The sequence below is a fragment of the Halomonas sp. I5-271120 genome (assembly GCF_030553075.1).
Lineage (GTDB): Bacteria > Pseudomonadota > Gammaproteobacteria > Pseudomonadales > Halomonadaceae > Onishia > Onishia taeanensis_A.
On the sequence record NZ_CP130701.1, the window covers coordinates 1,269,258 to 1,281,965 of the forward strand.

11 protein-coding genes are annotated in these 12,708 nt (G+C 63.0%); 2 read left to right on the forward strand and 9 right to left on the reverse strand.

The window, feature by feature from the left end; all coding sequences use genetic code 11:
- Window positions 1-362: 362 nt before the first annotated feature.
- The 7 genes from aroB to pilM form a co-directional block, all read right to left on the reverse strand.
- Entirely contained in the window at window positions 363-1,466 is a 1,104-nt protein-coding gene (aroB, locus tag Q2K57_RS05565) for a 3-dehydroquinate synthase (RefSeq protein ID WP_304526302.1), read from the reverse strand.
- A gap of 50 nt (window positions 1,467-1,516) precedes the next feature.
- The gene (gene aroK / locus Q2K57_RS05570) at window positions 1,517-2,065 is read right to left on the reverse strand and encodes a shikimate kinase AroK (protein ID WP_304526303.1); all 549 of its coding nucleotides are present in this window, start codon (window positions 2,063-2,065) and stop codon (window positions 1,517-1,519) included.
- Window positions 2,065-4,119 carry a type IV pilus secretin PilQ family protein gene (gene pilQ / locus Q2K57_RS05575; protein WP_304526304.1) on the reverse strand — a complete coding sequence of 685 codons (2,055 nt, stop codon included), beginning with the start codon at window positions 4,117-4,119 and terminating at the stop codon, window positions 2,065-2,067. The genes aroK and pilQ overlap by 1 nt, the downstream gene beginning before the upstream one ends.
- A 48-nt stretch (window positions 4,120-4,167) precedes the next feature.
- Window positions 4,168-4,776, reverse strand: a complete 609-nt coding sequence (locus tag Q2K57_RS05580) for a pilus assembly protein PilP (RefSeq protein WP_304526305.1) — start codon at window positions 4,774-4,776, stop codon at window positions 4,168-4,170.
- A 77-nt stretch (window positions 4,777-4,853) separates the two neighbouring features.
- Window positions 4,854-5,489, reverse strand: coding sequence for a type 4a pilus biogenesis protein PilO (locus tag Q2K57_RS05585; protein ID WP_304526306.1), 636 nt, complete (start codon window positions 5,487-5,489; stop codon window positions 4,854-4,856).
- A complete protein-coding gene (locus Q2K57_RS05590) occupies window positions 5,486-6,043 on the reverse strand; it encodes a PilN domain-containing protein (RefSeq protein ID WP_304526307.1) in 558 nt (185 codons plus the stop codon). Before Q2K57_RS05590 ends, Q2K57_RS05585 begins: the two co-directional genes overlap by 4 nt.
- Complete coding sequence (gene pilM / locus Q2K57_RS05595; protein WP_304526308.1) at window positions 6,043-7,101, reverse strand: type IV pilus assembly protein PilM; 1,059 nt, start codon at window positions 7,099-7,101, stop codon at window positions 6,043-6,045. Before pilM ends, Q2K57_RS05590 begins: the two co-directional genes overlap by 1 nt.
- Window positions 7,102-7,347: 246 nt before the next feature.
- On the opposite strand from pilM, the gene Q2K57_RS05600 reads away from it, so the two are divergent.
- Together Q2K57_RS05600 and Q2K57_RS05605 are read left to right on the forward strand one after the other, a co-directional pair.
- Window positions 7,348-9,861, forward strand: coding sequence for a penicillin-binding protein 1A (locus Q2K57_RS05600; protein WP_304526309.1), 2,514 nt, complete (start codon window positions 7,348-7,350; stop codon window positions 9,859-9,861).
- 216 nt (window positions 9,862-10,077) lie between these two features.
- Window positions 10,078-10,764 (forward strand): YdiY family protein, encoded by a 687-nt coding sequence (locus Q2K57_RS05605; protein ID WP_304526310.1) that lies wholly within the window; start codon window positions 10,078-10,080, stop codon window positions 10,762-10,764.
- Window positions 10,765-10,848: 84 nt separating this feature from the next.
- Here Q2K57_RS05605 and Q2K57_RS05610 read toward each other — a convergent pair whose 3' ends face one another.
- A complete protein-coding gene (locus tag Q2K57_RS05610) occupies window positions 10,849-12,117 on the reverse strand; it encodes a malic enzyme-like NAD(P)-binding protein (RefSeq protein ID WP_112053877.1) in 1,269 nt (422 codons plus the stop codon).
- A 269-nt stretch (window positions 12,118-12,386) separates the two neighbouring features.
- The gene (gene rpmE, locus Q2K57_RS05615) at window positions 12,387-12,602 is read right to left on the reverse strand and encodes a 50S ribosomal protein L31 (protein WP_175069311.1); all 216 of its coding nucleotides are present in this window, start codon (window positions 12,600-12,602) and stop codon (window positions 12,387-12,389) included.
- Window positions 12,603-12,708: the final 106 nt, after the last annotated feature.

Genomic DNA, 12,708 nt, shown 5'->3' on the forward strand with positions numbered 1-12,708 from the left:
CGTCTGAAAAACCGCCGAAAAACGGCACCTTAGCGTATCTTCTGGGCAAAAAACCCTGACAGGTCAACCACTTGGCCCGTGTCCGCACGACTAGCTCATCAACATAGACTTTGGTCGCAAAAAGCCGCACAAGGGCATGCCAATCATGCATAAGGCATGCGAGTTACTTTCTGCTTGTCGACAGCCTTTCATCGTTGGAGCGGTGCTCTAGGCCGCTCACTACCCAAGACTTGCCGATCATTTTTGTCGCCGATACAGCACAGGTCCAGCTACGAGCCCAGCCACAAAAAAGGCGCCCGTGAAACACGGACGCCTGATCATCAGCGTGGCGATAGACGCCCGCAGCCCCTGGCAGCGGCCCCCTAGCGACGGGGGAAGTCCGCCAGCAGCCTCTCGAGCATCTCGGCCGGGGTCGCATCGTGCAGGCAGGCATCACCGAGGCTTCGCAACAGCACCAGACGAAGCCGGGCGTCGATATTCTTCTTGTCCAGTCGCATCACGGTCAGGAAGTCCTCAACGCCCATGTCCTCGGGCGCCGCCAGCGGCAGGCCGGCAGCGGCAATGACCGCTGCCGCCCTCTCCACTTCGTCCTGGGTTAACCAGCCCAGACGCTGCGAGAGCTCGGCGGCCATCAACATGCCGGTACCCACCGCCTCGCCGTGCAGCCAGGCGCCATAGCCCTGGTGCGCCTCGATAGCATGGCCGAAGGTGTGCCCCAAATTGAGCAGCGCTCGGGCGCCCTGCTCGGTCTCATCGGCGGCCACCACCTCGGCCTTGATGGCGCAGCTTCTATAGATCGCCTCGCGCAGCGCGCCGCCGTCAAGGCCGCGCAGCACATCCATCCGCGCCTCGAGCCAGGCCAGGAACTCGAGATCGCGAATCAGGCCGTACTTGATCACCTCGGCGAGCCCCGCCGAGAGTTCCCGGGATGGCAGAGTAGCGAGAGTATCAGTATCGATCAGCACCGCCTTGGGCTGCCAGAAGGCGCCGATCATGTTCTTGCCTCGAGGGTGGTTCACCCCGGTCTTGCCCCCGACCGAGGAATCGACCTGAGAGAGCAGCGTCGTCGGGACCTGAATGAAGGCGACGCCGCGCTGATAGCAGGCCGCGGCATAGCCCGTCATGTCACCGATCACGCCGCCCCCCAGGGCAATCAGGGTGCAGCGACGGTTGAAGCCGGCGGCCAGCAGGGCATCCCAGATGCGGGCCACCGACTCCAGGGTCTTGGTGTGTTCACCGTCCGGTAGTATCACCTCATCGACCTCGAGATCCTCGGGCAGCCCCCGCTTAAAGGCCTCGAGATAGAGCGGAGCGACCGTCTCGTTGGTGACGATCATCACCTGGCGACCGGCGAGATAAGGGGTGAGGGCATCGGGGCGACCCAGCAGGCCGGGGCCGATATGGATTGGGTAACTGCGCTCGTCGAGCGCCACGCTGAGGGTGCGAATAGCGGCGGATTGGGGCATGGAAAAACTCGTTCAGAAGGGCTCGGTTAGGAGGTGCAGCAAGGGCCCCGTCAGGCCTTGCAGGACATCAGCGGGTCGAGCTGGCGACTCACGCGGCGCACGATTTCGCCAACCACCGCCTTGGGGCCGCGGCGATCGGTGCGCACCACCAGATCAGCGGTCGCCCGATACAGCGGGTCGCGGCGGGTGAACAGGGTGCGCAGCACCTCTTCGCGATCGTCTCGCTGCAACAGCGGCCGATTGCGGTCACGCGCGGTGCGCCTCAGCTGCTGCTCGACGGTCGTGTAGAGATAGATCACCGTGCCGCGCTCGCGCAGCGCGCGGCGATTGGCTTCCCGCATCACGGCGCCGCCTCCGGTGGCCATGACCACGCCGGGGTACTGTGTCAGCTCGCCGATCACCTGCTGCTCGCGCTCGCGAAAGCCGGCTTCACCTTCCACATCGAAGATCCAGGGGATATCGGCACCGCAGCGTGCCTGAATCTCGTGGTCGCTATCGAAGAACTCACGGCGCAGCTCGGCCGCCAGCAGGCGGCCGATGGTGCTTTTACCGGCCCCCATGGGGCCGATCAGAAAAAAGTTGGGGAGATCGTCCTGCATCAGCGAAGGGCCAGCCTGTCCTCGAGAATCCTGGGAGTAATGAATACCAGCAACTCTACCTTCTCGTTCTGCTCTTGGGTATAGCGGAACAGCTGGCCGAGCACCGGCAGATCACCCAGGAAAGGAGTCTTGGCCAGACTGCGCAGCTCTTCGGTGGTGAGGATGCCGCCCAGCACCACCGTTTCGCCGTTATCGACCAGCACCTGAGTCTCGATCTGGTTGGTGTCGATAGCCGGCGCACCGTCATAGCTCTGATCGGAGACGGTATCGTTGTTGATGGCGAGATCCATGATCACCCGATTATCCGGCGTGATCTGCGGCGTAACCTCAAGTGACAGCACTGCCTCCTTGAACTCGGTGTTGGTGGCCCCGCTGGAGGTCGCCTCCTGGTAGGGGATCTCCTGACCCTGCTTGATGATCGCGGTGCGCTGATTGGCGGTGATCACCCGTGGCTGGGAGATGGTCTGGCTCTTGTTCTCGGTTTCCAGCGCATTGAGCTCTAGATCGAGCAGCACGTCACCGGACAGGTAGCCAAAGGAGAAGCTGGTCGAGGCGGTATTGGTGCTGCCCATATCGACCGCCAGGCCACCGTTGCTGGCGACGCCGGTAGAGGCCCCGCTCAGGTTGGCTCTGCTGCCATTGCCCAACACGCCATTGATGCTATCGGTCGACGACATTCCCCAGTTGACGCCCAACTCCTGGGTGACGCCATCCCTCGCAATGACGATTCGCGCTTCGATCTGGACCTGGCGCACGGCGACGTCCAGCTTCTCGACGGTGCGCAGGATCTCGCGGATCTGTTCGGCGGTGTCTTGGATCAGCAGGGTATTGGTGCGCGCATCGACGCTGACGCGGCCACGCTCGGTGAGCAGGCCGAAGCCTTCGCCGCCACGTAGCAACTTGGCCAGATCGGCGGCCTTGGCGTACTTAACCTCCACGTATTCCGTGGTCAGCGGGGCGAGCACCTGCATCTGCTTTCGGGCCTCGATCTCCTGGCGCTCGATGTTGGCAAGCTCACTGGCGGGTGCCACCACGATCACATTGCCTTCGCGACGACTGGCGAGACCATGGCTCTTGAGCACCAGCTCAAGAGCCTGGTCCCAGGGCACGTCATCGAGATTGAGGGTGACTCGGCCACTGACGCTGTCGCTTGCCACCAGATTGAGACCGCTGACATCGGAGATGATGGCCAGCACGGCGCGCACTTCGATGTCCTGGAAGTTGAGGCTGATACGCTCGCCCTGATAGCTGGTACGCGCCTCCTCGCGATCCGCCTGTTCTTCTCGCGTGACGGGACGCGCTTCGACGATCAGCTGGTGGCCCTGGAGGGTCGAGAACATCGCATAGCTGCCCTGCGTGTCGATCGACAGGCGCACGCCATTGGCGACCCGGCTCGGCACGACACGCCTCATCGGCGTGCCGAAATCGGTGACGTCGAGCACCTGATCCTGAGCCTCAGGCAGCTCGACACCGGGAAGCTCGGCGATAATGCTATTACCCGACTCACGAACCCTAGAGGCAACCCCGGCGCGGTCGAAGTTGACCACCAGCCTTCCGGCACCTTCGACGCCGCGTTGGAAGTCGAAGCTGGAGATTTGCGGCTCACCACCGACGTCGTCAGTCGCAGAGGCCGATGAGGCTTGTTCATTCGCCGCGGCGGCCGCTCGCGAGACATCACCGCCGATCACCAACTCGAGACGATTCCCGACCTGTCGGGTGCGATAGGCCAGCGGCGCGTCGAGATCGAACACCAGCCGCGTACGCGAACCTGCCTCCAGCGTGATCAGCCGATCGACCCCGGCCAGGCCAATCTCACGACGGCGCTCGGCGAGGCCGTTGGCGGTCTCGACCAGATCAATGCTCAACCGGGGAGGCGAATCGAGCCGATAGCCGCGCACCTGGGGCACCTCGCCGTCGAAGCGCATGTCGACTTCCAGCTCACCGGCACTGCCCTGGCGAACCTCGAGCCCGGTCAGTGTCGACGCGGCCAGGGCCGTGGCCGGAAGCCCCCAGGCCAGCATGAATGCCAGCAATACGCGCATCATGATTTGCATCGTCGTGTCCCTTGTTTCCTGCGTGGCACGGCCGTGTCTTCAGCCGACCTATTTCGTTGTAGGGTCATCCAGCGTTAACTGACGCGTACGCTCGGTCCAGCCGCCGCGCCCATTGTTGACTACCTCGACAAGCTGCACGGAGCGCTCGGTGATACTGACGATGCGGCCATAATCGGCGCCCATGTGATCGCCGCTGGTCAGTCGATGCACTTCGCCACCGGGGGCCCGCACCAGCGCCGAGGGCCGATTACCCACACTCAAGGTACCCACCAGCATCAGCTTGTCGAGCGGATAGGCCTCCAGTGGATCCAATGGACGATCCGAATCAGGAGCCAGTTCGCTGGAACCTTCGGGTGCCGCCTCGGGCGCTGCTTGACGGGCGCGAAAAGGGCTACGACGACTCGACTGATCGTAGTCTACGGCGGCGTAATGAGGCAGCTCGGGCACCGGCGGCAGCTCGACGCCACTGGGGTCGTCTCGCAGGCCGCCCAGTTTATTATCCAGCGCGGCGAGGTCGGGTTCGCTACAGCCCGTCAACGACAAGCCAAGAGCCAGCGACAGCGCGAAAGCCCGGGGCGCGAAAGCCTGAAGAAAGCACTCCCGCGACACCAGGCTTGCCCTCGAACGCTCCTGCCACCGCTGCGATCGTTTCAGCACCGCCCACCCCTTTCGAAGGGAGGAACGGTGACAGAGGACGCGTAAGAAGGAGGCGGCATCCATATCCATCCGCTGATTCATGGTGCCGCCTCCTTGTCACTCGCGTTAGCGCTAGGTGCATAGCTGTAGGTACGGGCCAGCATCGATAGCTCCAGTTGCTCGCTATCGTCGACCGGCGACAGGCTTAAGTCATGCAGCGTGACGATACGCGGCAGTGCCGCCACCCCGGCCAGGAAAGCGCCGATGCGGTGATACTCCCCTCGCACGCGAATGTCGAAGGGTCGCTCGATGTAGTGCTCCTTGGGCACCGGCTCACGCAGGCGAATCGCCTCGATGGAGAGCTGGTTGTCCAGGGCGGTCTTGCTGATATCGTCGATCAGCGCAGGAATCTCGGCACCGCTGGGCAGCATTTCCAGCAGGCTATCGAGACGGGCATTGAGGGTGGCCACCTGCTCTTCCATGGCCGGTAGCCTCGCCGCCTGCGCGGCCTCTCGACCATAGGCAGTCAGCAGCTGCGTCTCTTCACGACGCGCTTGCTCAAGAGCCTCCACCTTGGGAGCCGCCAAGTACCAATCCATGGCAAAGCAGGTCAGCCCCAGCACCAGCAGGCAGCAGGCCAGCTGCAGTGACCAGGGCCAGCCACCCGCTTCCTTTATATCCAGCTCGCGCCAATCCAGCTCACGCAGGCGACGCCATTCGGCCGACAGGTTCATGGCGTCTCCTCGACCGCCGCGGGCAAGCGCTGATCCACGCTCAGCGAAAAGCGCCTGCTTCCCTGCTCATCGCCCTCGACCTGCGACAGCACCGGCACGCCCAGCACCGACGCGGCCTCCAGGGCGCGCAGCTGATCAGAAACCTGGTAGTTATCCTCGGCCACGCCATCTAGGCTAAGCCGCTGCCCGGCACGGGATAGTGTTGTGTAGTAGACACCTTCCTGGAGACTGGCGCTGAGAGCATTGAAGACACGCACGGTCTGCCCGCGTCCCTGTTGGAGCTGGCTGAAGACACCGATCTTGTCCCGTATGATGTCACGGCTCTCCTCGTCATTGTGCATATCCTGAATATCCTGCTTGAGCAGTACAGACTCGGAGCGGATATGCTCATTGCGCTGCTGCTGCACGGCCAGCTGATGATCGTAGTAGAACGTCATCACATAGCCGCCGCCCAGCCCAAGGGCCGCCATCAGCCCCAATGCCAGATTGAAACGCTTGCCGCGGCGTTCACGCTGCGCCTGGCGCCAGGGCAGCAGGTTGATTTCGATCCCCATCAGCGCCCCCTCATGGCAAGTCCACAGGCGGTCAGCATGGCCGGCGCATCATTGGCCAGCGTCTGGGCATTGATGCGTGGGTTGACCTGCATGCGCCGAATCGGGTTGGCATTCAGCACCTCCATGCCGGTTTCCTCGACTAGACGCTCCTTGAGTCCGGGAATCACGCTGGACCCACCGGCCAGCATCAAGCGATGCACTTTTTCCTTGCGCCCCGCGGTATAATAAAGCTGCAGAGAGCGCCCGACCTGCTGGACCAGCGTCTCGATGAAGGGCATCAAGACGCTCCCGGCGTAATCCTCGGGCAATCCGCCGCGCTTCTTGGCAAGCCCCGCTTCTTCTAGGGTAAGCTCGTAGCGGCTGGCAATCTCATCGGTCAGACGCCGGCCGCCGAAGACGGTGTCACGGCTATAGACGATGCGCCCGCCCTTGAGCACATGGAAGGCGTTCATGTTGGCCCCGATATCGACCAGCGCCACGCACTCCTCGTCGCTGCTCGCCACCATTTGCTGCTGGAGCTCGCTAAAGGCGCGCTCCATGGCGAAGGTCTCGACATCGACCGCTGCGGGGGTCAGGCCGGCTTGAAGCAGCGCCTCGGTCAACTGGTTGACGTCTCGGTTGCGACAGGCCACCAGCAGCACGTCCTGCTGATCGGTATAGCGCTCATTGATACCCAGGCGCTGAAAGTCGAAGGAGACCTCGCTGAACGGAAAGGGGATATGCTTGTCAGACTCGAGTTCGATGCGGGCCTCGATTTCCTCATCATTGAGGGAGGCAGGCAGGATCAGTGTCTTGGTGATGGCGGCGCTGGCAGGCACGGCGACGCAGGCGTCACGCGTGCCAGGCTGAGCCTGGACGACGGCGCGCTGCAGCGCTTCGGCGACGGCACCCATGTCACGAATGCGCCGTTCGACCACGGTGCCCTCACGCAACGGCCGCACCGCATAACTTTCCACCCGGCGCTGACCGCGGACGTGCTTGAGCTCAATCAGCTTTACGGTCGCCGAGGAAATATCCACCCCGATCAAACCTTTTCCGGACTTTTTGAGCCTTTTCAAGGCTTCACCCCCAACTTAAGCCTACGTTGTCATCGTACCCATGCATTAGTTGACTGCGCTGCACTTAGGTTAAAAAGCTCATACAGGCCAGCCTACATGATTCTGCGAATGCTAACACTTTAGGCGTCGTTCCAGGCCTTCAACGCTGGTGACCTGACGCCCGGGTTCCTATAATACTGCCCTCCATGGAAGTCTCGCTCTCAGCACCATCGCCCAGCCACCGTTCATCATGAGTACTACGTTTTCATGAAGCTATTCAAAACGCTTGCCGCATCGGCGATATGGATCACGCTATCCCTGAGCGTATCCGGCGTCCTGGCCTTGGTCGGCGCCGCCCTGTATTTCGCCCCTGGCCTTCCCGACGTGCGCCAATTGCAGGACTTCGAACTGCAGACCCCTCTGCGTATTTACACTCGCGACGACAAGCTGATCGGCGAATTCGGCGAGGAACGTCGTCTGCCAGTGAGCTATGACGAAATCCCCAAGGACATGATCGATGCCCTGCTCTCCGCAGAAGATGCCGGGTTCTTCGAGCATCCCGGCGTCGATCCCAAGGGGCTGCTGCGCGCCGCCACCGAGCTGGTCGCCAGCGGCGGCGACATTCAGTCCGGCGGTAGCACCATCACCATGCAGGTGGCCCGCAACTATCTGCTGACCCTTGATCGGACCTTTACCCGCAAGATTCGCGAGATCCTGCTGGCTCTGCAGATGGAACAGGTGCTGAGCAAGGAAGAGATTCTCACCCTCTACGTCAACAAGATCTTCCTCGGCCACCGCTCCTACGGCATCGGTGCCGCCGCCGAGACGTACTATGGCAAGCCGCTCTCCGAGCTGAGCCTGGCCCAGACCGCGATGATTGCCGGCCTGCCCAAGGCGCCCTCGAACTTCAACCCGTTGGCCAACCCCGAGCGCTCGCTGATCCGCCGCAACTGGATCCTCTATCGCATGCGCGAGCTTGGCCACATCGATGCCGAGCGCTACGAGACCGCCGTAAAGGCTCCGATCACCGCGCGTCGCTTCGCCACTCAGCTCGATGTCGACGCCGACTACGTGGCCGAAATGGCCCGCCAGTTCGTCGTCGATCACTATGACGACGCCTATACCGGCGGCTACAAGGTAACCACGACCCTCGACAGCCAACTGCAGCCGCTGGCCCGTCAGGCGCTGACCCAGGGACTGATCGAATACGATACCCGCCACGGCTGGCGAGGTGCCGAGGAAACCGACATCCCGGCAAGCCTGGTCGAAGCCCAGAATCGCACCCAGCGCAGCGGCCTCGAGGAAGAGCTATCTGAATCCGAGGTGCGCGAGACGGCTCGCCAAGCCGCCGAGCGCAGTCAGACTCAGGTCAGCGGTATCGACGGCGACGTCAGCAACTGGCTGCGAGTTCTCGAGCGCACGCCGGCCTATGGGCCTTTGGAACCGGCCATCGTGGTCAAGAGTGAGGACCGCGAGATGCGCGTGCTCAGCCGCGACGGCAAGGCCATCACCCTGCCCTGGAGTGGCCTCGAGTGGGCAGACCCCTACCTCAGCCCCTACAGCCGCGGGCGGCCGCCGAGCTCAGCAGGCGATATTGCCGATCGCGGCTCACTGGTCCGCATCCTCGAGCAGGACGATGGCAGCTGGCGTCTTTCTCAGCTTCCCGCCGCCGAGGGATCGATCATCGTTCAGGACCCTGACAGCGGTGCAGTACTAGCCCTGCAAGGCGGCTTCAGCTTTGCCTCCAGCAAGTTCAACCGAGCTACTCAGGCCAAGCGCCAGCCTGGCTCAACCTTCAAGCCGTTTATCTACCTGGCTGCCCTGCAGCAAGGCGGCATGACGCCGGCCACGGTGATCAACGACGCCCCGGTGGTCATGGAGTCCAATGACGGCCTGTGGCGGCCGGCCAACTCCGGCGGCGAGTTCCGCGGCCCCACCCGGCTACGCGAAGCGCTGGCGCAGTCACGCAACCTGGTGACCATCCGCATTCTGCGCACCATGGGGCTCGATAGCACCATCGATTTTCTGACCGGTTTCGGCTTCGCCAAGGACCAGTTGCCCAACGGGCTGTCACTAGCGCTGGGCAGCGCCAGCCTGACCCCCTTGACCATGACCAACGCCTATTCGACGCTAGCCAATGGTGGTTTTCAGGTCTCGCCCTGGTTCATCAAGGAAGTCACCCGCGATGGCAAGGTCATCGAGAAAGCCGAACCGGCGGTTGCATGCCGCGACTGTTCGCCAGACGCCGAGCACGTCGAGCGCGACGGCGAGAGCTATCCGCTGGCGCAGCGCGTCGCCGAGGAAAGCTCTGTCTATCTGCTGCGCAGCATGTTGCGTGACGTCATCGAGCACGGCACCGGCCGCCGCGCCCTGTCCCTCAACCGCGGCGATATCGTCGGCAAAACCGGCACCACCAACGACCGCCGCGATGCCTGGTTCGCCGGTTTCAATGAAGAGCTGGTGACCACCGTCTGGGTCGGCAAGGACAACTACGACACCATCGCCGAGTATGGCGGCCAGGCCGCCCTGCCCATCTGGATGGATTTCATGGGCCAGGCCCTGGATGGCCACGCCGAGAAGCAGCCCGAACGCCCGGATAACATCGTGACCGCGCGCATCGACCCGGCCACCGGCCAGCGACTGCGCGACGACCAGTCCGGCGGCATTCAGGAGATGTTCGTGGCCGGCAAGTTGCCGACGCTTGCGCCACGCAGCATCGACCAGGAGCTCGAATCACAGAGCGGCTCTCAGGGCACCGGCTCCTTTGACGCCATTTTCTGACCTCCAGCGACCCGGGGCGCCCCGCCCCGGGCATCGAGCATCATGATTCCGCACCTCCCCCACAGCGACCGACACTGCCCGGACGATCAAGCCCCGCGCCGCACAGGTCAGCCAGCGGGCGCAATACAGGAGCAGGCTGCGTCGCGGCCGTCCCGCCTACTGCAGCTCGTCCTGCTGACTGGCACCCTGGGAGCCGCTATCGCCAGCAGTCCTGTCATGGCTTATCCCTTTTACGCGCCGCCGAAAGCCAAGCCGGATGCACCGCCCCTCAGCGGCGATGCTGAACTGGGCTATACGCGCCTGAGCGGCAACACCAACAGCCAAACGCTGATCGCCAAGACACGGCTGGCCTGGCTCACCGGCGACTGGTTGCACACCCTTCGCCTGGAGGCCCGCACCGTCAGCGAAGACGAGGAAACCGAAGATGAGCACTACCTGGCCTCGTGGCGCGAACGCTACGACCTTAGCGGACCGCACTACCTGTTCGGCTTCACCCGCTGGGAGCGAGAGCGCGACAGCGGCTATGACCGTCAGCTGACCGCCATCGGCGGCTACGGGCGCCAGCTGCTCGATGACCCCGTTCATCAGCTGTCCCTGGAAGCCGGCCCCGGCTATCGCGATGACCGCGTCGAGGATCAGGCAAGCCAGCAGCTGCCGGTAGCCTATGGCGCCATGGACTATCGCTTCACCCTGTCCGACACCGGCTACTTTGAGCAGCAGATGTCGGTGGAAACCACCAGCGAGAACACCACCGTGCGCTCGCTGAGCGCCATCACCAGCAAGCTCACTTCACGTCTGGCACTGCGCCTGTCCCACGAGATCAAGCACAACTCTCAGCCTCCGGATAGCGCAGAAACACGCACCGACACCACCACCAGCGCCTCGCTGCAGCTGAGCTGGTAGTCGCTTTTTCCACGACCTCATCCCCCCAAACGCAACACGCCGGCCCAAGGGCCGGCGTGTGGTGAGCAGGGCGCGTCCTGTCAATCAGTCGCCGTAGACGCCTTCCACGCTGGTCAGCGGATAGTGCGCCGGGTAGGGCTTACGCGCCACGCCGGTATCCACCGCCGCCTGAGCGACCGCCGAAGACACCCGGTCCAGCAGACGAGAATCCATCGGCGTGGGGATGATGTAGCCGCGACCGAACTCAAGGTGATCGATGTCGTAAGCCTTGAGCACCTCCTCGGTGACCGGCTCCCGGGCCAGGTCCTTGAGAGCGTGAACCGCCGCGACCTTCATTTCCTCGTTGATCCCGGTGGCACGCACGTCGAGGGCGCCGCGGAAAATGAACGGGAAGCCCAGCACGTTGTTGACCTGGTTCGGGAAATCCGAGCGACCGGTGGCAATGATCACATCGTCGCGGGCGGCCTTGGCGTCTGCAGGGTGAATTTCCGGATCCGGGTTGGAACAGGCGAAGACCACCGGGTTCGGGGCCATGGTCTTGAGCAGTTCAGGCGACAGCAGGTTGGGGCCGGACAGGCCCACGAAGACATCGGCACCATCGATGGCATCACCCAGGGTGCGACGCTCGGTCTCGGTGGCGAACATCGCCTTGTACTGATTGAGGTCCTCGCGGCCGCTGTGAATTACGCCCTTGCGGTCGAGCATGAAGATGTTCTCGGCCCGCGCGCCGCAGGCGACCAACAGCTTCATGCAGGCGATAGCCGCCGCACCGGCGCCCAGGCAGACGATGCGGGCGCTGTCCAGTGACTTGCCGGCGATATCCAGCGCGTTGAGCATGCCCGCAGCCGTGACAATGGCCGTGCCGTGCTGATCGTCATGGAACACCGGGATGCTGCAGCGCTCGACCAACGCCCGCTCAATCTCAAAGCACTCCGGGGCCTTGATGTCCTCGAGGTTGATGCCCCCCCAGGTATTGGCGATACGCGCAACGGTATCGATAAAGGCCTGCGGACTTTCGGCATCGACCTCGATATCCACCGAATTGATGCCGGCGAACTTCTTGAACAGTACGCCCTTGCCTTCCATCACCGGCTTGCTGGCCAGCGGCCCCAGGTTACCCAGGCCGAGAATCGCCGAGCCATCGGAGACCACAGCTACCAGGTTGCCCTTACCGGTATAGAGATAGGCGTTTTCCGGGTCCTTGGCGATTTCACGACAGGGCTCCGCCACGCCCGGGCTGTAGGCCAGCGCCAAATGCTTCGCCGAGGTCGTCGGCTTGGTCAGCTCAACGGACAGCTTGCCGGGAATCGGATGGGAGTGGTAATCCAGTGCCGCTTGCTTCGGATCAGTCATGTCGCGTCCAGTGATGTCATATGAAGTGGCGCAAGAATATAGAAAAACGCCCGCCCCCACAACGCAAACCAAGTTGGCCTATTTTTCCAACTTTTATTGCGCGTTTGGTGCCAATCCCATCCATTTGCTGCAGTTTATACCTGACCTCTCACCCATAATGCACAGCTTATCTTTGACGACCCGCCATAAAAAAGCCCGCCGCGGGACATCCCGGGCGGGCTCTGGTCCGGTCGGCGACCCAAGGGTCGCCGGCCTGGCGGCGTAAGCGCTTAGCCGCGCTTGACAGCAGCACCGAAACGCTTGTTGAAGCGCTCGACGCGGCCACCGGTGGTCGCCTGCTTCTGCTTGCCGGTGTAGAACGGGTGGCACTGCGAGCAAACGTCCAGATAGAACTCATGGTTCGCGGTGGAACCTACTTCAAAGGTCGCGCCGCAGCTGCAAGTGGCGGAGACCTTCTTGTAATCGGGATGGATACCTTGTTTCATCTTGAAGCCTCATTGAGCGGTATGCCGCCACCTGATCCACTGCCAGGCACCGCATACGGGTTATGATCGCCCGCGGCCGAGTGGCCACGTCAACGAACCGGAATCC